General features: G+C 64.1%; 21 protein-coding genes and 1 tRNA gene. 13 read left to right on the top strand and 9 right to left on the bottom strand.

The window, feature by feature from the left end; translation table 11 throughout:
* The first annotated feature begins 123 nt into the window (after window positions 1–123).
* Complete coding sequence (locus tag NG898_RS17710; RefSeq protein WP_252693673.1) at window positions 124–768, top strand: TetR/AcrR family transcriptional regulator; 645 nt, start codon at window positions 124–126, stop codon at window positions 766–768.
* Window positions 769–852: 84 nt separating this feature from the next.
* A complete protein-coding gene (locus tag NG898_RS17715) occupies window positions 853–1,365 on the top strand; it encodes a hypothetical protein (RefSeq protein ID WP_252693674.1) in 513 nt (170 codons plus the stop codon).
* Window positions 1,366–1,410: 45 nt separating this feature from the next.
* On the opposite strand, the gene NG898_RS17720 is transcribed toward NG898_RS17715, so the two are convergent.
* Together NG898_RS17720 and NG898_RS17725 are read right to left on the bottom strand one after the other, a co-directional pair.
* Window positions 1,411–2,355, bottom strand: a complete 945-nt coding sequence (locus NG898_RS17720) for a chemotaxis protein (protein ID WP_092971204.1) — start codon at window positions 2,353–2,355, stop codon at window positions 1,411–1,413.
* A gap of 114 nt (window positions 2,356–2,469) precedes the next feature.
* Window positions 2,470–3,375, bottom strand: a complete 906-nt coding sequence (locus NG898_RS17725) for a LysR family transcriptional regulator (protein ID WP_252693675.1) — start codon at window positions 3,373–3,375, stop codon at window positions 2,470–2,472.
* Between the two features lie 107 nt (window positions 3,376–3,482).
* Here NG898_RS17725 and NG898_RS17730 point away from each other — a divergent pair, with 107 nt between their 5' ends.
* The 6 genes from NG898_RS17730 (at window position 3,483) to NG898_RS17755 (ending at window position 6,290) form a co-directional block, all read left to right on the top strand.
* Window positions 3,483–4,544 carry an SDR family oxidoreductase gene (locus NG898_RS17730; protein WP_252693676.1) on the top strand — a complete coding sequence of 354 codons (1,062 nt, stop codon included), beginning with the start codon at window positions 3,483–3,485 and terminating at the stop codon, window positions 4,542–4,544.
* A 98-nt stretch (window positions 4,545–4,642) separates the two neighbouring features.
* A tRNA-OTHER gene (locus NG898_RS17735) sits at window positions 4,643–4,719 on the top strand.
* Between the two features lie 163 nt (window positions 4,720–4,882).
* The gene (locus tag NG898_RS26210) at window positions 4,883–5,047 is read left to right on the top strand and encodes an Arm DNA-binding domain-containing protein (protein WP_338001143.1); all 165 of its coding nucleotides are present in this window, start codon (window positions 4,883–4,885) and stop codon (window positions 5,045–5,047) included.
* A 3-nt stretch (window positions 5,048–5,050) separates the two neighbouring features.
* Entirely contained in the window at window positions 5,051–5,326 is a 276-nt protein-coding gene (locus NG898_RS17745; RefSeq protein WP_252693677.1) for a hypothetical protein, read from the top strand.
* Window positions 5,323–5,622: a hypothetical protein gene (locus tag NG898_RS17750; protein WP_252693678.1), complete on the top strand. Its 300-nt coding sequence runs from the start codon at window positions 5,323–5,325 to the stop codon at window positions 5,620–5,622. Before NG898_RS17745 ends, NG898_RS17750 begins: the two co-directional genes overlap by 4 nt.
* Window positions 5,623–5,747: 125 nt before the next feature.
* On the top strand, window positions 5,748–6,290 hold the full coding sequence (locus NG898_RS17755; protein WP_252693679.1) for a hypothetical protein: 543 nt from the start codon (window positions 5,748–5,750) through the stop codon (window positions 6,288–6,290).
* A gap of 281 nt (window positions 6,291–6,571) precedes the next feature.
* On the opposite strand, the gene NG898_RS17760 is transcribed toward NG898_RS17755, so the two are convergent.
* Both NG898_RS17760 and NG898_RS17765 read right to left on the bottom strand, forming a co-directional pair.
* Entirely contained in the window at window positions 6,572–6,958 is a 387-nt protein-coding gene (locus tag NG898_RS17760) for a hypothetical protein (RefSeq protein WP_252693680.1), read from the bottom strand.
* Between the two features lie 120 nt (window positions 6,959–7,078).
* Entirely contained in the window at window positions 7,079–7,531 is a 453-nt protein-coding gene (locus NG898_RS17765) for a hypothetical protein (RefSeq protein ID WP_252693681.1), read from the bottom strand.
* Window positions 7,532–8,176: 645 nt separating this feature from the next.
* Between NG898_RS17765 and NG898_RS17770 the strand changes: the two genes are divergently transcribed.
* The 4 genes from NG898_RS17770 to pdeM are packed head-to-tail and all read left to right on the top strand — an operon-like array spanning window position 8,177 to window position 14,143.
* Window positions 8,177–9,232, top strand: a complete 1,056-nt coding sequence (locus NG898_RS17770) for a ligase-associated DNA damage response exonuclease (RefSeq protein WP_252693682.1) — start codon at window positions 8,177–8,179, stop codon at window positions 9,230–9,232.
* Window positions 9,229–10,875, top strand: coding sequence for an ATP-dependent DNA ligase (locus NG898_RS17775; protein WP_252693683.1), 1,647 nt, complete (start codon window positions 9,229–9,231; stop codon window positions 10,873–10,875). The genes NG898_RS17770 and NG898_RS17775 overlap by 4 nt, the downstream gene beginning before the upstream one ends.
* Entirely contained in the window at window positions 10,872–13,487 is a 2,616-nt protein-coding gene (locus tag NG898_RS17780) for a ligase-associated DNA damage response DEXH box helicase (RefSeq protein WP_252693684.1), read from the top strand. The genes NG898_RS17775 and NG898_RS17780 overlap by 4 nt, the downstream gene beginning before the upstream one ends.
* On the top strand, window positions 13,484–14,143 hold the full coding sequence (gene pdeM, locus NG898_RS17785) for a ligase-associated DNA damage response endonuclease PdeM (RefSeq protein WP_252693685.1): 660 nt from the start codon (window positions 13,484–13,486) through the stop codon (window positions 14,141–14,143). Before NG898_RS17780 ends, pdeM begins: the two co-directional genes overlap by 4 nt.
* Window positions 14,144–14,166: 23 nt before the next feature.
* On the opposite strand, the gene NG898_RS17790 is transcribed toward pdeM, so the two are convergent.
* The 3 genes from NG898_RS17790 to NG898_RS17800 form a co-directional block, all read right to left on the bottom strand.
* Window positions 14,167–14,409 carry a DUF6566 family protein gene (locus NG898_RS17790; protein WP_252693686.1) on the bottom strand — a complete coding sequence of 81 codons (243 nt, stop codon included), beginning with the start codon at window positions 14,407–14,409 and terminating at the stop codon, window positions 14,167–14,169.
* Window positions 14,409–14,579, bottom strand: a complete 171-nt coding sequence (locus NG898_RS17795; RefSeq protein ID WP_252693687.1) for a hypothetical protein — start codon at window positions 14,577–14,579, stop codon at window positions 14,409–14,411. The genes NG898_RS17790 and NG898_RS17795 overlap by 1 nt, the downstream gene beginning before the upstream one ends.
* A 110-nt stretch (window positions 14,580–14,689) precedes the next feature.
* On the bottom strand, window positions 14,690–15,559 hold the full coding sequence (locus NG898_RS17800) for a manganese catalase family protein (RefSeq protein ID WP_252693688.1): 870 nt from the start codon (window positions 15,557–15,559) through the stop codon (window positions 14,690–14,692).
* A gap of 145 nt (window positions 15,560–15,704) precedes the next feature.
* Between NG898_RS17800 and NG898_RS17805 the strand changes: the two genes are divergently transcribed.
* Window positions 15,705–17,000: an Nramp family divalent metal transporter gene (locus NG898_RS17805; protein WP_252693689.1), complete on the top strand. Its 1,296-nt coding sequence runs from the start codon at window positions 15,705–15,707 to the stop codon at window positions 16,998–17,000.
* 30 nt (window positions 17,001–17,030) lie between these two features.
* On the opposite strand, the gene NG898_RS17810 is transcribed toward NG898_RS17805, so the two are convergent.
* Both NG898_RS17810 and NG898_RS17815 read right to left on the bottom strand, forming a co-directional pair.
* Window positions 17,031–17,939: an NmrA family NAD(P)-binding protein gene (locus tag NG898_RS17810; RefSeq protein ID WP_313903620.1), complete on the bottom strand. Its 909-nt coding sequence runs from the start codon at window positions 17,937–17,939 to the stop codon at window positions 17,031–17,033.
* Window positions 17,940–18,020: 81 nt separating this feature from the next.
* Complete coding sequence (locus NG898_RS17815) at window positions 18,021–19,223, bottom strand: DUF2252 family protein (RefSeq protein WP_252693691.1); 1,203 nt, start codon at window positions 19,221–19,223, stop codon at window positions 18,021–18,023.
* Between the last annotated feature and the right edge of the window lie 26 nt (window positions 19,224–19,249).

Consider the following 19,249-nt stretch of genomic DNA (forward strand, 5'->3'; position numbering starts at 1 on the left):
TCTGTCGCACTAAAGGCTTGGAAATTTGCGTAACAGCGCCTAGGGTTGAATTGTGAACACTGTCCACAAACGATAGCAGACATAATGGACGGTGTCCACATAGAACTTGCGGAGTTGCACTGCATGACCCAGGAACCGCCCCGACCGCCCGTGCGCACCACGTATCGCCATGGCGACTTGCGACGCGCGCTGCTCGACGCCGGCATTGAACTGGCGCGCGCCGGCGGGCCCGACGCCATTGTGCTGCGCGAAGCCACGCGCCGCGCGGGCGTGGTGCCGAATGCCGCCTACCGGCACTTCGCGGGGCGACAGGACTTGCTGCAGGCCGTCCGGGCAGAGGCATTGGCCGCGTTGGCTCGGGCCATGGAAGCGGAGCTGGATGCCATCGACCCGACGTGGCCCGAAGATGCGCGCGCACGCGCGTCGCTACGCGCCATCGGCGTGGGTTATCTGCGGTTTGCGCAGACGGAGACCGGCCTCTTCCGCACAGCCTTTGCAGTGCCCGATGAAGTGGAAAACGATGCGGACCCAGCCAAGGCGGGCAATAGCGGCCTGAACCCGTTCCAGTTGCTGAGCCTGGCGCTGGACCGGATGACCGCTGCCGGCGTGCTGCCGCCCGAACGCCGCCCGGGCGCCGAATACCTCGCATGGTCGGCGGTGCATGGGCTGGCCCTGCTCATCATCGATGGGCCGTTGCGCGGGCGCCCGCCCGAGCAGACCGGCGCCATTGCATTGCGTGTGGTGGAAATGGTGGAAAACGGGTTGTAGAGACTGCTGGACCGCGGGTCGATGGAATATTGCTCGCACCCGAAGTGTTTACCATCAGCACAGGCCACACACCGGAGAACCACCATGCAGATGCGACCAGGCAGATGGATCAGCGCCGTCGCGCTCGTGCTGAGCGCATGCGCGGCGCTTTCGCCGATCCAGACGGCGCAAAAGATGATCGGCCAGCCCGAAAGTGCCGTACGCGAGACGTTTGACGCGCCCACCGAGACGTACCAGTTGGCAAATGGCACGCACCGCTGGATCTATTCCAAGCAGCCGATGGGGCATGAAGTCTATGCCGCAGACTTTGACGCGAGTGGCAAGCTCACCAACTTCCGGCAGATGCTGACTGAAAAGGAAATCTACGAAGCGCGGCCCGGCGTCTGGACCAAGCATGATGTGGCGGAGCGCTTTGGCATGCCGCGCGAGCCAACGCAGTACTACCCGCTGATGAAGCGGGAGGCGTGGTCATACCGGATGTACGTCCTCGGGTATCAGCAGGCGCATTTCAACGCCCTCTTCGACGACAACGGCGTGCTTGATCGCACCATGATCGTCGTCGACCCGCTTGGCGGCGATCACCATAGCCGCAAGTGATACAGATGCCCGGCGGCGCATCGCACGCCGCCAGGGCCTGACTGCTTAGCCCAGCGCAGAAGCAATGGCCTGCGCGAGTTCGTTCGCTTCAAACTTGGCGACGTAGCCGTTGGCGCCGACGCGACGCACGTGGTCTTCGTTGGCCGAGCCCGACAGCGAGGAGTGAATCACCACCGGAATCGACTGGAATGCCGGCTCGGTTTTGATCTTGCGTGTGAGCGTGAACCCGTCCATCTCGGGCATTTCCAGATCGGTCAGCACCAGCGCGATCTTGTCGCGCACAGTTTTGCCTTCGCGGGCCGCATCGCGTGCGATGTTCTGCAGGGTGTCCCACGCTTCCTGGCCGCTCTTGGTCATCACGTACGGTGTGCCCATCGCTTCCAGACCGTTGGCGATGAGCGAGCGCGCGAGGCCCGAGTCATCCGCCACCAGCAGCTTGGCGCCCGGGGGCAGCTTGATCGGACGCTCGTCATTGTCGGGCGCCAGATCGGTACGGCGGGTCGGGAACACATCCACCAGAATCTGTTCGACGTCGATCACCTGTGCCAGACGCGAGTTGTCGGCGTTGCCGTCCAGGCGCGCCAGGCTGGTGATGTTGCTGCTGCCCACGCTCGCCTCGGCCGGGAAGATCTGGCTCCACTCCAGGCGCACGATCTCGTCCACTTCTTCCACCGCAAAGCCTTGGGTGGAGCGCGCATATTCGGTAATCAGCAGGATGTTGGCATTGCCGTTTTTGGTGCCGATCACGCTGGCGAGGTCAATCACGGGAATGATCTGGCCGCGCACATTGACCGCGCCCAGGATATGGGCGCCGGCATCCGCCACATGCGTCACAGGCGGCATGACCATGATCTCGCGCACCTTGAACACGTTAATGCCGAACATCTCGCGCTGGTTGGAGCGCGCAGATTCGCCCAGGCGAAACAACAACAGTTCAAAGCGGTTGTTGTTCGTCAAATTGGTCCGTTCATCGACTTCGTGCTGCGACATTGTCTTCCCCCGTTCAAGCACACGTTATGTGGCGGTAAACGGCACGGCATTTGGCAACTTGAAGGGTTTCGCGAATGTGAAGGCCATGCCCTTCCAGCGTGGGGAAACAAAAGCCTAGGCAACCTTTACGTGGGCGACCAGGAAATCCAGAAACGCTCGCACGCGCGCCGGCAGATGTGCCCCTTGACCGACATAGACGGCGTGGATGTCTTCGGTCTCGCCCGGGTTGTAATCCTCCAGCACGGGGACGAGACGGCCCGCATCCAGATCGGCGCGCACCTGAAACTCGGCCAGGCGGGCCAAACCCAGCCCGGCGACCACCACGGCGCGCAGCGCCTCGCCATCGCTGATCTGCGTGTTGCCGTGTGGGGTGAATTCGGTGCGGCGACCCCGCTTGATAAAGGGCCACGCGTTGGCGGCCCGCACATAGCTGAACGCCAGGCAGTTGTGGTTTGCCAAATCGGCCGGCGTGCGCGGTGTGCCGGCGCGGGCCAGATAGGCGGGCGATGCCACCACCATCAAGCGCGTCTGCCCGAGCTTGCGCGCCACCAGCCGGGAACTCTTCAGCGGGCCGCTACGCAGCGCAACATCGGTGCGGTCTTCCAGCAGGTCGACCACGCGATCCGTAAGCGCAACGTCGAGCGACACTTCCGGATGGCACGCCAGAAACGCCGGCACGATCGGCAGCAGCAGATGCGTGCCGACCGGCACATTGGAATTGATGCGCAAGCGCCCTGAAGGCTGCGCCCCGGCGGAAGCCTCACGCTCGGCCTCGTCCAGATCGGCCAGTACCGCCACGCTGCGTTCATAGAACGCCATGCCCTCGGGCGTGAGCTGAAAGCGCCGCGTGGAACGGTTCACCAGTCTCGCGCCCAGTCGGGCTTCCAGCCGTGCCACCAGTTTGCTCACCGCCGACGGCGTCATCCGGCAGGCGCGCGCCGCCGCGGAGAAACCGCCCTCTTCCACCGCCCGCACAAAGACTTCCATCTCGCCAAAGCGATTGACATCGAGCCGCGACATTGTGATTTCAATTCATAGATGTTGTGCTTACAGGCAGTCTATCGCACAGATCCGAGCGTTCTCATACTGGGGGTCATTGCTGATTCGTGGTTCAACCCAACACCAACATGACTGCACAGGACAAAGTCGCGCTCGTCGTGGGCGCACAGGGCGTGATCGGACGCAACTTGATCAAGCACCTCGCCACATTGGACGACTGGCGCATCGTGGGCTTGTCACGCCGCGGCGGAGAATCGACCGAGCGCATCCAGCACATCGCCGTCGACCTGCTCGACACGGCCGACACGCACACCAAGCTCGGCGCGCTCGGCAACGTCACTCACATCTTCTACGCCGCCTATCAGGACCGCCCGACCTGGGCCGAACTGGTGCCGCCCAATCTCGCCATGCTGACCAACGTGGTCAACGCGATGGAAGCCGCATCGCCCCACCTCGCGCACATCAGCCTGATGCAGGGCTACAAGGTCTACGGTGGTCACCTCGGGCCGTTCAAAACCCCGGCGCGCGAAACGGATGCGCATTTCATGCCACCCGAATTCATGTTCGACCAGCAGACCTTTCTGGAAGCGCGCCAACGGGGCAAGGCGTGGACATGGTCGGCAATCCGCCCGTCGGTGGTTGGCGGCTTTGCGCTGGGCAATCCAATGAACCTTGCCGTGGCCATCGCCATGTACGCGTCGATATCGAAAGAACTGGGCCTGCCGCTGCGCTTTCCCGGCAAACCCGGCGCATATGACCACCTGCTGGAGATGACCGATGCCGGCCTGCTTGCCCGCGCCACCGTGTGGGCCGCCACCGACCCGCGCTGCGCCAACCAGGCCTTCAACATCAACAACGGAGACCTGTTCCGCTGGAGCGAAATGTGGCCCAAGATCGCCAGTTACTTTGCGTTGGAAGTCGCCCCGCCACTGCCCTTGTCGCTCGACACGGTCATGGCCGACAAGGCGCCGCTCTGGCAAAGCATGATCGCCAAACATGATTTGGCGAACACGCCCTACCGCGATGTGTCTTCGTGGCGCTTTGCCGACTTCGTCTTCTCGTGGGACTACGACATGTTCGGTGACGGCTCCAAGGCACGCCGCTTTGGTTTTCACGAATACGTGGAGACGGAAGCGATGTTCATGCGCATCTTCGACGACTTGCGCCTGCGCAGAATCATTCCGGGGTAGAGCATCCGGATGCCTGCGCCGCAGCGGCGCACTGGCCGATCCGGCTAGGGGGATGTCCCGACTCGGGTTTCCTCAGGAAGGGTCGATATAGTGAAGGCGGGGCGGTAGCTCATGGGTCGAGCGGCGGCGGTTTACCGGCGCAGGCAGGCAGGTTCAAATCCTGTACGCCCCACCATCTGATGATTTATTGAGGAACAACAAAACTCAAGAATCGCGGCATTACCAAGCTTTGCGGGCGATTTTCGCCTGCTGTCGTCCATTGCCATTCGTTGGCAGCGCGACAATTCTGGGGGCAACATTGGGGGCAACTTTGGTCCCCCAAAATGAGTTGCCCCCAGATGTCACTAACTGATATCGCAATTCGAAGCGCCAGGCCCACCGACAAGCTGCAACGCCCGTTCGATGGCAACGGCCTCTACCTCGAAGTGTCGCCCTCTGGCGGCAAGTGGCGGCATCTCAAATATCGGATCGGCGAGAAAGGAAAGCGCAACAAGTTCACCTGACTGGTGGGCAAGAAGCTCGCTGGCCAGGTCATTGTTCACGTCGACCAGACCGGCGAGTCAGACGCCAACTTTCTCTCTCGCTTGGCGAAAGAGTTCGACGCCATTGCGACCGTCAAAAACGGCACGCTGCTTTTCATCCCCGCCAGCGAGCCGGCCAGCGGTTCGCGCCTGCTGCTGCCAACCGTCGACATCACGCGCGCGTCGGGCGATGCGCATACATTCAGCGTTGCCGATCGGAGCAGGAGACGGCGCAGGCCGCCCCGAACCCCGACAACGTGAAGGTGCTGCGACACACGTACGCTTCAAAGTCCAACGCCGAGCGTGCAGCGCGGGCCGAGTGGCAGAAGATTCAACGTGGGGTGGCCACGTTCAACATCACGCTGGCGCGTGGGCGGGCTGAGTTGTTTCCGTCGCTACATGCAAAGGTGAGCGGGTGGAAGCTGCAGATCGACAGCACGGGTTGGTCGATGGAACGCGTCGTTCACAACGTGAATGACAGCGGGTTCACTACCTCGGTGGAGTTCGATATCCAGCCGAACAAACTCGAAGACCAAGGAAGTGTTGCGAGAAGGTAAACGCTTTGGGTTTCCTTCTTTCTCGTTGTGCTCGCTCGCAGCCAACGCTCGACATCAGAACTAAAAATCTTTCACGGGGCGGCGGATCAGAAGTTTCCTAGTCTGCTGCTTGTGGCGGCTGTGATGTGCCCACACCGCTCTCACTGCATCGCCCATCGCACAGCAAACTCACCACCAAGCGCGAGGGTCGTGAAATGAAAGCAGCCCATATGAAAGTCGTTGTTGCCGTTATGGTCGTAGCCCTTCTTGGCGTCGGAGGCCAAGCACTGGCCGAGAAGAATAAGAAGAGAGGCCCCATCAACAAGTCTGCTACCTACACGCTCATCTTGTTGAATAACACCGGTTCAGACATCACCATGACGAAGACGGCGAGCCAATGCATGCACGATGCCGGTCCTGCTTCTTACACCGTCAGGAACGGTGTACCGGGGTACTTCAATATCACCGACAGTAACGCTTTCGGATCCGACTGTACGAACGCTTGGAAGAACGTCATGTGGAGCCTCAGCTCTGGTGGCACGCTGCAATGGCGCCATGAGATCGAAGCAGGTTCGTGGCAGACACAAGTTCAAGGGAACGTGAAGTCCGCGGAGTGCGACGGCCAAAATTGCCTTGCACCGGCCTATGTCGGAAACGACCACACGACGCCAGTGGCCATCACGTTCTAATTGGAAAGCTGCAGCGCGAGCAGCACCGACGCACGGCAATGCTCGCGCTCTCGCGCTTGACCACGTAACCTACGTTCGCCCACGCATGATGAGGAGTTATCGCAATCCCAAGTGCCAGAACCACTGACAAGCCGTAACGTCTGTCCGACGAGAAAGTGAATCGCCAGTCGATTGGCGTCTTCCTTCAGCGCTCAGTCTGAGAAGTGCGCTGCATAACGCAGTCATCCAACGCTTACATCCTGAACACCGACGCAAGCCGGTACCACCCCGCCACCGAGATGTCATGGCCGTTGTGCGTCGACGCTTGGATGAAAAATGCCTCCGGGTACGACCGCGCAGATATCGAAGCCCATCTCGTTGTCGTCCGTCTCTTCTGCGCCTTCGAGCGCCCAGCTCGCCCAATCCTTCAATCGTCGGCATGTACTTGCACGGGCGTCGACGGACTGGTGAAAGTAGCTTTGCAACATCAACTCCGTCAGGTGGAATGAAATCGAATTGACCTGCTTGTCGCCTTGCGGGCCTTCCACGATCCACCACGCGTGTACATCTATTCCGTCCAGTTCATCCCCTTCAAGCCGCAAGACGGCGCGACGGGGCAGCGTCTCTGTGAGCGCATCTTGGAGTTCACGTAGACAAGTCCTTTCGACTTCGTTGATCCGCTCGCGCATAAGGCCTCCGTATTCCCGCGTGCCCACATTGACGGACCGCCATTCGAAGGTAGCTGCTGTGTAACTCCATGCGTTGACGGCGCACAACGAACCGGCGTTTAGAGCGCCAATCGGCGGCCCTCACGTCAATGGCGGCTGTGATGCGCCCCGATGGAGCGAAAAATCGTGTTCCCGGTCTTCACGGCCTACGCGGATGGCGTCTCTCTCGTCGACGAAGAATGCGTTGGGCACGGTGAGCGCCAAGTCGTAGCCTGTGTCTGCGCACGGCTCCGAGCCACGGAACTCCAACTGGACGCACAGCCATTCGCCCACCCGCCGGCGAATCTCTTCCCGTCTCGGATGATTCAATCGGCAGTACGCCTTCGCCTCGGCCAAGCTGAAATGCACTGCCAACGTACATTCCTGCCGATTGCCACGGAGTGTCGACATCGTCCACCTCGCTGCGACGTCGTAGCCGCCGCAATTGGTACGAGCAGAGCTGACGAGCGCGCCTCTGGGTAGCGCATCGGACACAGAGGACTCCAGTTCCCAAAGGGTGGCGGCGACCACCTCCTCCGGTTGATGTTCAAGCATGACGTTTCCCCGTTTTAGCCTATTGGATGGCTCTTTCTAATAGGCTTCACGGTACGCCAATGCTGGCCTTCGCTGGCTGATACAGATCAACTTCTGAACTGCCCCGAGGCTGCCGACCGACCCTTTTTCCCACCATTGAAGACATGGTAAACCGGCGCCGCGGGCCGCGAAGCTAACTGCACCGCACCCACCGATCACCAGACCGGGCATGCCGGCTGCTTCCGCCACGGGAGCGCAACGGAGGCCACGCATGCATCACGCATTACGAGTGACAAAGCGAACAGCAGCGGGTTGGCTGTTCTTCCTGGTATCGACGACTGGCAGCGCGCTTTCGCTCGCACAGCCCGTTGCCCCGCATCCGGCATCGCCAGACGCCGCACCAGCGGCTCAACCTAAGACGGCAAAACACTCCTTGTCACGGTATCCGGACACCATGCCGGCATCTGCGCCAAAATCGTCTGACCCACTGGCTACGGACACGCCCGTAGGATCGCGCGAGCCTGGCGGCAGCCATGATCCTTCGGGCACCAATGCCGCAGCAGGCCCCGGCGGCCCGGCCGACATGCGCGGCGAGCCCGTGCGCAAGCAGCCATTGCGTTAACGCTGGCGCAGGCGTCAGATAGGGGCACCCAATGAGAGCGAGCGATGACCAGCGCGGCAGACCTGATCGTGACAACGCCCAGCGGCCTGTACTGCCCGGCAGGCGACTTCTACATTGACCCATGGCGCCCGGTTGACCGTGCCGTCATCACGCACGCTCACAGTGACCATGCCCGCGTCGGGCACCAGCATTACCTGGCTGCCGCTCCGGGGGCGGGCGTGCTGCGCGCGCGGCTGGGGGCCGACATCCCCCTGCAGACGCTGCCGTACGGTGAATCCATCGTCCATCACGGGGTCCGGTTGAGCTTTCATCCGGCAGGGCATGTACTGGGGTCTGCGCAGGTGCGGCTGGAATATGGCGGTGACGTGTGGGTCGTGTCCGGCGACTACAAGGTCGAGGCGGACAGCACCTGCACACCGTTCGAGCCCGTGCGCTGCAATACCTTCATCACCGAATCCACTTTCGGACTGCCGATCTACCACTGGCGCCCGCAGACCGAGATCTTTGCGCAACTCAACGCTTGGTGGCGCGGCAATGCCGAGGCGGGCCGCGCAAGCGTTGTGTTCTGCTACGCGTTCGGCAAGGCACAGCGCATTCTCTCGGGGCTCGATACCGGCATTGGGCCGATTGTTTCGCACGGCGCCATGCTGCAGTTAGACGCCGCCTATCGGCACGCGGGCGTTGCGCTCCAACCCACGCAAGTTGTGACCGACGTGCCGCGTGCAGACTTGCGACGCGCGCTCGTGCTGGCCCCGCCATCCGCACAACGCACGCCGTGGATGCGCCGTTTTGGCGACTATGCCGATGCGTTTGCCAGCGGCTGGATGCTGCTTCGCGGGGCGCGTCGGCGGCGCGGCGTCGATCGCGGCATCGTGCTGTCAGATCATGCCGACTGGCCCGGCTTGCTACAGGCCATTGACGCCACAGGTGCCACGCGGGTCTATGTCACGCACGGGCAAGTGGCCCCGATGGTGCGCTGGCTGTGCGAGCGTGGCCTGGATGCGCGCGCCTTCGCCACCGAATATGGCGACGACGGCGAAGAAGGCGATGCAGCCGAAGCACGCGACACGTCCGCGCCAGTGGATCCGCCCGCGCCATGAGAGCCTTTGCCGATCTGTACGCGCAGCTCGACGCCACCACGTCGAGCAACGGCAAGCTGGCCGCACTGGTGGCATATCTGCGCACCGCGCCCGATGCCGACGCCGCCTGGGCGGTCTACTTCCTCGCTGGCGGCAAGCCCCGCCAGTTGGTGCCCGTGCGCGTGCTCGCCAGCTTTGCGCAGACCACATCCGGCTTGCCGGATTGGCTGTTTGAGGAGTGCTACCAAGCCGTGGGCGACTTGGCTGAGACCATCGCCCTCGTCCTGCCCGATGCGGATCACGCAGACGACGCCACCCTGGCCGAGTGGATGGAAACGCGTTTGCTGCCATTGCGCGGTCAGCCGCCCGAGCTGGTACTGCCTCGCCTTGCGGAACTGTGCCGGGGCCTTCCGCTGCAAGCGCGGCTGGTGTTGATGAAGTTGATGACCGGGGCGTTTCGTGTGGGGGTGTCAAAACTGCTGGTCACGCGCGCGCTGGCCGAAGTGGGCGGCACCGACCCCAAGCACGTCGCGCAACGGCTGATGGGCTATACCGACATCGGCCAGGCACCCACGCCCGAGCGCTATCGCGCGCTGCTGGCCGATGCCAGTGTCGACGGCCACGCGCTCGATACCGGGCACCCATATCCTTTCTTCCTTGCGCATCCGCTGCAGGCCGAAGTGGACGCTTTCGACACCGTGCTCGGCGCGCCTGCTGAATGGCAAATCGAATGGAAGTGGGATGGCATCCGCGCGCAACTCGTGCGCCGGGCCGACAGCGCATGGCTGTGGTCGCGCGGCGAGGAACTCATCACCGATCGCTTTCCCGAGCTGTCCGCCATGGCGGAGGTCTTGCCCTCCGGTACCGTGCTCGATGGCGAGATCGTGGTGTGGCAAGCGGGCCGCGTCCAGCCGTTTGCGCTGCTTCAGCAACGCATCGGCCGCAAAACGCTGAACGCGCGCGTGCTGCGAGAGGCGCCAGCCGTGCTGCTGGTGTATGACCTGCTCGAATGGCAAGGGCAGGATTTGCGCGAGCGCACGCAAAGCGAACGGCGCGCGCAACTCGAACGTGTGATTGCCGAATGCATCCATCCGGCGCTGGAGCTGTCTCCGTTGCTTCAAGGCGACGACTGGCAGCATCTTGCGCAGCAGCGTGAAGCCTCCCGCGAGCTTGGCGTGGAGGGGCTGATGCTCAAGCGGCGCGACGCGCGCTACGGCGTCGGCCGTACCAAGGATGTGGGCGTGTGGTGGAAATGGAAGATCGATCCGTTCTCGGTCGATGCCGTCCTGATCTATGCGCAGCGTGGCCACGGCCGGCGCGCGAGCCTGTACACCGACTACACCTTCGCCGTATGGGATGCACCGCCCGACGTGCCGGAGCGCAAGCTGGTGCCCTTTGCCAAGGCGTACTCCGGCCTGAGCGACGCAGAGATCCGCCAGGTCGACGCGTTGATCCGCAAGACCACGGTGGAGAGCTTCGGCCCAGTGCGCAGCGTAGCGCCCACGCTGGTGTTCGAACTCGGCTTTGAAGGCATTGCACGCAGCGCGCGCCACAAGAGCGGCATCGCTGTGCGGTTTCCGCGCATGCTGCGCTGGCGCCATGACAAGCCCGTTGCCGAAGCTGATACCTTGCAGACGCTGGAAAGCCTGCTGCCGCCGTCATGAACGAACCCGCAATGCCCGATCTTGATGCATGGTTTGCCGCTCGCGGCTGGGAGCCAATGCCGTTCCAGCGCGCCGTGTGGTCGGCCATGGCGCGCGGCGAATCAGGCCTGCTGCACGCCACCACGGGTGCGGGGAAAACCTATGCCGTCTGGCTCGGTGCGCTGCAACGGTTGGCGCAAGTGCGCGGGCGCAGCGGCGCGCCGCCGTTGTCGGTGCTGTGGCTTACACCCATGCGTGCGCTGGCGGCCGACACCACACGCGCATTGACCGACGCCGCACAGGCATTGGCGCCGCACTGGACCCTCGGGCAGCGCACCGGCGACACCGGCAGTGCCGAGCGTGCCGCGCAATCGCGCCGTTTGCCCACCGCCCTGGTGACAACGCCCGAGAGCCTGTCGTTGCTGCTCGCGCGCGCCGATGCGCGTGAAGCCCTGGGCTCTGTGCGGGTGGTCGTCGTCGATGAATGGCACGAACTGGTGGGCAACAAACGCGGCGTGCAGGTGCAGTTGGCGCTGGCGCGGCTGCGCACGTGGTCACCGGGGCTAGTCGTGTGGGGCCTCTCAGCCACGCTGGGCAACCTGGCGGAAGCCATGGACGCGCTGGGCGATGCGACGACGCCCGCCGCCGGCACGCTGGTGCAAGGCCATCTGCCCAAGCGCATGGAGATCGATACGCTGCTGCCCGACGGTGTAGGCCGGTTTCCATGGGCCGGGCACCTGGGTATGGCGATGCTGCCCCACGTGCTGGAAGAGCTGGAAAGTGCCACCACCGCGCTGGTGTTTCTCAACACGCGTTCGCAAGCGGAGCTGTGGTACCAGGCCGTCATCAATGCGCGGCCGGAATGGGCGGGGCTGATTGCGTTGCATCACGGCTCACTGGACCGCTCAACGCGCGACTGGGTCGAGACCGGGCTCAAGCAAGGCATGCTCAAAGCGGTGTTCTGCACGTCGAGCCTGGATTTGGGCGTCGATTTTCTGCCGGTGGAACGCGTGCTGCAGATCGGCTCGCCCAAGGGCGTGGCGCGGCTGTTGCAGCGTGCTGGGCGATCGGGCCACGCGCCGGGCCGGCCCTCTCGCGTAACGGTGGTGCCCACGCATAGCCTTGAACTCGTGGAAGGCGCGGCCGCACGCGCAGCCGCCGTGTCGGGCCACGTGGAAGCCCGCACCTCGCCGCACAAGCCGCTCGATGTGCTGGTCCAGCATCTGGTGACGGTGGCGCTGGGCGGCGGCTTCGTGCCCAACGCGCTTCTGGAAGAAGTGCGCCGCGCCTGGGCCTACCGAGACTTGCGCGACGACGAGTGGCAATGGGCGCTCGACTTCGTGCGACAAGGCGGCCACTCGCTCACCGCATATCCCGACTACCACCGCGTCACGCCAGATGAACACGGCATCTGGCGCGTGCCCGATGCACGGCTCGCACGGCGCCACCGCATGAGCATCGGCACCATCGTCAGCGATGCAACGATGACTGTGCGCTGGTGGCGCGCATCCGGCGGCGGTGCGCTGGGCTCGATTGAGGAAGGGTTCATTGCCAGGCTTCGCCCCGGCGACAACTTTCTGTTTGCGGGCCGCCTGCTGGAGCTGGTGCGCGTGCAGGACATGACGGCCTATGTGCGGCGTGCCACCGGCAAACGCGCTGCCGTGCCACGCTGGAACGGCGGTCGCATGCCACTTTCTACCGAGCTGGCGCACGCGGTGGTCGCGCAGCTCGATGCAGCGGCGCATGCGCGTTTCGACAGCCCCGAAATGGAAGCCGCACGCCCGCTGCTGGAGCTGCAGGCGCGCTGGTCTGCACTGCCAACCACGGCAACGCTGGTGGCCGAAACCCTGCACTCCCGCGAGGGCTGGCATCTGTTTCTCTACCCGTTTGCCGGGCGGCATGCGCACTTGGGGCTGGCAAGCTTGCTAGGCTGGCGCGCAGCCAATCGCACACCGGCCACGTTCTCCCTGGCGTTCAACGACTACGGCCTCGAACTCCTGTCGGCCACGCCCATCGACTGGCCCGCGCTGCTTGCCAGCGGCGAACTCTTCTCCACCCACACGCTCATGCAGGATGTGCTGGCCAGCCTCAACGCCGGAGAACTGGCGCAACGCCGCTTTCGGGAGATCGCACGCGTATCGGGGCTGGTGTTCCAGGGCTACCCCGGCGCACACAAGAGCGCGCGCCAGTTGCAGGCGTCGTCCGGCTTGTTCTATGAAGTGTTCCGGCGCCACGACCCCGGCAACCTGCTGCTCTCGCAAGCAGAAACGGAAGTGCTGCGCCAGGAGCTGGACCTGGACCGCATTGAATCCGCCCTCATCCGCATGCGTGGTTTGCGGCTTGAACTGCGCGCGCTGACCCGGCCTTCGCCGTTCGGCTTTCCGTTGACGGTGGAGCGTTTTCGCGAGCAGCTCTCGACCGAGAAACTCGCCGATCGGATCGCCCGCATGCTGGCCGAAGCCGAGCGCGCGGCAGGCCCCGAGCCGACCGATCCGGATGCCGCAACACGGCCGGTGATCGATGCAGACGTGCAGGCCGCCTTGCGCCTGACTGAATCGCCCGACACGGCGGGCAAGTCCAGCCGCCGCACCCGCCGGCCACGCACGACATCGAAGCCGCTGCCACTGCTATGACCGCACTCCAAGACCTCGTCATCCACTGCGCGGGCGAGACCGTATGGCTGCTGCCCGAACGCGCGCTCTGGTGGCCCGCGCAACGCATGCTGATGGTGGCCGATGCGCACTTCGGCAAGGCGGCGACGTTCCGCGCGCGCGGCGTTCCGGTGCCTGCAGGAAGCACCGTCCAGGCCGTTGCCCGGTTGGATGCCATGCTGGAGCGGCTGCCCGCCGCACATATCGCGTGGCTGGGCGACCTGCTGCACGCACGCGAGGCGCACGCGGCCATCGACGCGCTCGTCGCCTGGCGCACACGACACGCAGAGGTAGCCTGCACACTGGTCCGCGGCAACCACGACCGCCATGCGGGCGACCCGCCTGCGGCCCTGCGATTCAACGTGGTGGAAGAACCGTGGGCAATCGGCCCCTTCGCGCTATGCCATGAGCCGCAGGTGGTGCCCGATCGCTACGTCATCGCGGGCCACGTGCACCCAGGCATCGTCATCAGCGGACGCGGGAAAGACCGGCTCCGGCTGCCGTGCTTCCGCTTCGGGCAAAGCGGAGCGCTGCTACCCGCGTTCGGCGAGTTCACAGGGTTGTGGACCGCACCCGTTGCGCCGGGCGAAGCGCTCTATGGAGTGATTGACGACCGCGTCTGGCCGCTTCAGCCGTAGGCCCAGCGCTTAGAGCACCGAACTCAAGGCCGCTCATGCGTGAGCAGCAAGCGGGCCTGTTCCATGCCGTCGCGAATGGCTTCGCCTTCGGTATGCCAGCCGCGCCACGTCTGGGATATTTCCCGGATTTGGAACTGGCGCTCACCGTTTGCGACAGAGATGCGCGGCACCCAGACGCCTTGTGCGTCTTGCTCCGCGCTGACAGCAACGGTATGGCCGGCACATTCGAACCGCACCTCGCCTTCGTGCCTTGCATCGCTCGCCATCATCGTCTTCCGTTCAAGAAAGGGGGCGGCGGGTTGAGTCCTGAATACATCGACGCGAGAGGTTGCGCGCCCGCTTCGAACACCCCGGCGGGCAAGCCGCGGGCGAGGGAATACATGGCAATCACGGCAAGAGTGAGCGCCGCGATCGCAAGCAGTTCTTGCATATGCATGAGCGTCTCCATGCCTGTTCGAGCTTGAAACAGCCAGTGCCTGGCGTAGACGCAATGTCCAGGCCCGAGCGGCGCAGCATCCGGGCCTGGGTGCGGTCGTTACGTGGACGTTACGCCTTCGTTTCACCAAGCTCCGCGCCGGTCGTCGGATCGACAGCCGGATCCGACGCCAGGCGCGTCTTCATGGCTTCAAGCGCTTCCAGCTCGGTGTCGGTCAGGTTGACCGATGCGTTGCCGTCCCCGCCGTCGACGGGCACGGGCGGGTCCGAGACCAGCTCGAGGCCCGTGCCGCTATTCCACGGCGCCTGAACGATGGGGCCACCGCGCGACATCTTGAAATATGCGTCGCTGAACTCAGGCACCGGCGCCCGCTTGCCCGGGGGAAAGTTGCCGTTGATGGCATACAGCGCTTTCTCGAACGACTTCTGGTGCGACACTTCGCGCGTCATGAGAAAGCCCAGTGCGTCGCGCACACCGGGGTCATCGCTCACGTTGATCAACCGTTCATAGATGATCTTGGCGCGTGCTTCGGCCGCAATGTTCGAGCGCAAGTCCGCCGTCGGCTCGCCCAGCGAATCGATATAGGCCGCCGTCCACGGAACGCCCGCCGAGTTCGTCAACGACGGGCCGCCGCCATAAAGCACCTGCGTCACATGGCTGTCGTTACCGGCGCCATTGAGCTTGCGATACAGCTCCGCCTGCTCATCCACCGCTTCGGCCAATTCACCCTTGGCGCCGCGATTGAGCATGGCGACGATGGTGCCGATGATCTCCAGGTGACTCAGCTCCTCCGTCGCGATGTCGTAGAGCATGTCCTTGCGGCCTGCATCTTCTTCGGCGACGGCTTGCGTGAAGTAGCGCATGGCGGCAGCAAGCTCGCCTTGCGGGCCACCGAACTGCTCCAGCAGCAGGTTGGCCAAGCCGGGATTGGTTTCGCTGACCCGAACGGTGTACTGCAATCGCTTGTTGTGCATGAACATGGGGGTTCTCCGGGAATGGGTGAGCGCCTTCATGGCGCCACCCTCCTCCGCAACACCCGTTCCATCGCACGCCGCACGCCTGGCCTGCGAGCGATCGGGTACGAGCGTTGCGGAGGGGCCCTGCGCCATCTATTCCGGAGATTCCATGGACGACAGTCTCGCGCTTGAAAACGACACCTCCTCTGCATCGCGATGCGTCGTTGCCCACGCGCGCGAAGCGTTGGAAGGCCGGCGACGTGGCTGGCGCACGTTCATCCCGTTTGTCGGTCCGGCCGTGGTGGTTTCGGTGGCGTATACCGACCCGGGCAACATCGCCACCGGCATTGAAGCCGGTGCGCGATACGGATATCAGTTGCTCTGGGTCGTGCTCGCATCCAGCCTGGTGGCGATGCTGTTCCAGATGCTCTCAGCACGGGTGGGCATTGTGACGGGCCAGAATCTCGCGCAGCTCTGTCGCACGCATCTGCCCGCGCCGGCCGGGCTTGGCATGTGGCTGATCGCCGAGCTTGCGGCCATGGCGACCGACCTTGCGGAGTTCGTGGGTGCCGCCGTGGGCATCGCGCTCCTGACAGGCATGCCGTTGCTGCACGCCATGGTTGTCGCCGGTGTGCCGACCTATCTGCTGCTGACGCTGCAGGCGCGCGGGTTCCGCCATATCGAGCTGATGATCGGCGCGCTGGTGGCCGTGATCGGTATCTCTTACATCGTCCAAGTGTGGATCTTGCCCGTTTCGTGGGCGGCCGCGCTCCGGCAAACCCTGGTGCCCACAGCGCTGCCGCCCGACGCGTTCATGTTGGCGGCGGGGATTGTCGGGGCCACGGTGATGCCTCACGCGCTCTTTCTGCACTCGGGGCTGGTCAATGCGCGTGTGCGCCCGCGCAGCGCATCGGAGACGTCGCAACTGCTTCGGTATTCCAACCGCGAGGTCGTGGCCGCGCTGGCCGCTGCCGGCTGCATCAACCTGGCCATGGTGATGGTGTCAGCGGGCGCGTTTCACGGCACACATGCGGAGGTGGCCGGCATTGAGGACGCCTACGTCACGTTGGCGCCGCTGTTCGGGGCATCGGCCGGGCTGGTGTTTCTGGTCGGGCTGATCGCCTCGGGGTTGTCCAGTTCAGTGGTCGGCACACTGGCGGGGCAGATGGTGCTGCAGGGTTTCCTGCGTGTGCGTTTGCCGGTCTGGATACGCCGGCTGATCACCATGGTGCCTGCGTTCATCGTCATCGGGGCGGGTATGGATGTCACACGCGCCCTTGTGCTCAGCCAGGTCATTCTGAGCATGGTGGTGCCGTTTCCCATGGCGGCACTGATCTGGTTGGCGCGCCGGCCCGATTTGATGGGACAGCACGCCGCAAGTCAGTGCCTGATTGTGCTGGCCACGGCGGGGGCCGTGCTGGTGGCCGGGTTGAACGGTGCACTTCTCGTCCATCTCGTCGCGTAGCAATGTGCGACGGCGGTCATTGCGGGGGCATTACGCATGCGCCGCCGCTGCAATGAAATCCGACAGCGATACGTGGCCGCGCACAATGTCACCCGACTTGTCGAAACCCTCGTCCAGGCTTACGGCCGTCATCCGTGTATAGGCGCGGGCAGCTTCATCGGAGAAACCGAGCCCCTTGTAGATGGCCTCCCAGCGGTCTCGCGGCACAACTTCAACCGCTACCTCGCGACCGAGCGTGCGTGACATCGCCTGCGCAACATCCCGCGGTGTGTAGCGCTGCGGGCCTTCGACGTAGCGCACACCCACGTCGTCAAGCGGTGTCAGAAGCCGCGCCGCTGCCGCCTCGCCAAGGTCGACCGGTGCCACCATCGGCATGGGCATGTCGGCGGGATACATGCTCGGCAGCTTGCCTGTTTGCGCAACCGTCTCCAGCAAGCCGGCCCAGTTGGTCATGTAGTAGGCGCCACGATTGATTGCGGCCGGGATTGGCTGGCGACGCAAGCCCTCCTCCAACTCCCACAGCGTGGTCAGGTCGCCGATGCCCTGCCCGGGCCGCGCGCCATAGGTTGACGCCGCCACCACTTTCTCCAGCCCTGAATCCTCCAGCGCGGCGAGGATGTTGGCGATCGTCCGGCGCTCCGTCGCGTCGGTGTCGCCGGAAACATCCGCAGGTGGGTTGAGCAGAAATGCGCGCCGCCCGCGCCGGAATGCCGCCCTTAGCGAATCGACGTCCTCCACGTCGGCCATCGCAACCGATGCGCCTTTGTCGCGCCAGCGCCCTGCGCGCTCCGGCCGCCGGGTCAGGATCGTCACGTCTTCTCCGCTTGCCAGCAGCGTTTCTGCAACTGCGGCCCCTACATGTCCGGTTGCACCCATCACTACATACATCGCGCCTCCTCCTTGATGTCTGGGCTGCGCACCTGTGCAGCCGAGCGCCATCCGCAATCGTTGATTGACTCACGATGGCCTGGAAGCGTTGATAGCAGCGTTTGTGCCCGTAGATGGATGCGGCGCAGCAGATCAGCCGGCCCAGGCGCGACAGTGTTCGAGATACTGGCGTTCGTGCAACCCAAGCAGGTCGACGATCGAAGACCAGAGCCAGAACGGCGCATTGATGGATCGGCCGTGACGCGCCTTCAACTCGCGGTGCCACGCCATCGCGACATCCCGCGGCATCTGGCTGCCATGTGCAAGGCCGACGATATTCCCCAGGTAGGCGGCCAACACCGTGGCGTCCTTGTGCTCCAGCTTGTCGACAGACAACTTCAGATCTTGCGGTTGCAACTCACGCATGAAAAAGCTGCTGCCCAGCATGCGCCCCCATGCCATTCGGTTTCCGAGGTCGGGAGAGAGACGCCGCGCGCCCGTGACCACGCGCTCGCCGTGGATCCGGGGCATCTCGCCCGCAGAGGCACTGGGTGCAGCGGCCTTCCCCGCTTCCTTGATGTCAATCAGCCGGTACCGCGGCCCGCGATCCTGGTCGACCGCAAGCAAGACGGCATAGCGCCGCTGCCCGAGTGAGCTGCACCCTTTGACCCAGTACGCCGCGTCCACAATGCGGACAGAGGCTTCGCCGGGCATTTCGTAAAGACATGCCACCAGGGCAACCACCCCGTGCTGGCTCACGAGTTGTTTCAGTTCGCGCCGTTCTTCTCGTGAGAGGGGCCAGAAATGACGCCCCAGAGGAATGGAGGGGGACGCGCCATCGAGCCGCTCCTGGGCCAGTTGCTTCCAGGTGCGCGCAGTCGCCGCCTTCATGGCTGTGCGCACGGATGCGGGGCGCGGCGGCAGGTGCACCGCAGCATCCGGATCGATGCCGTGCAAGTAGCCCGACATCAGCGCTTCCACCATTCGTGCGGTCACGATGCCTGGGAGGTCCGAACCGCGAGCGGCCGTCGCCAGCGACACGCCAAGCCGAATCAGGTCGTGCGCAGGATTGCCAAGCACCGTCTGATCCAGATCCCGGATTTGTATGCGCGTGGCGCCGGAGGCGTCGCCAATAGGGCCGAGATTACCCACATGGCAATCGCCGCAAATCCAGATAACGGGTCCCTCCGGGAAAGTGTGCGGCTGCACCTCGCTCAGCCACTCGTAAAACTTCACGGTGCTGCCGCGAACGTACGCATGGGTCGAGCGCGTCATCTTGGATTGACGCAGCCGGGCGAGCACGGGCGCGCGATTTTCGGGGCTCACCACGTTCCGCGACGATTTTGGTTGGGCCATGCTTGTGCCGACTTGGAGTGTCTCAA

Source organism: Ralstonia mojiangensis, assembly GCF_023955645.1.
Lineage (GTDB): Bacteria > Pseudomonadota > Gammaproteobacteria > Burkholderiales > Burkholderiaceae > Ralstonia > Ralstonia mojiangensis.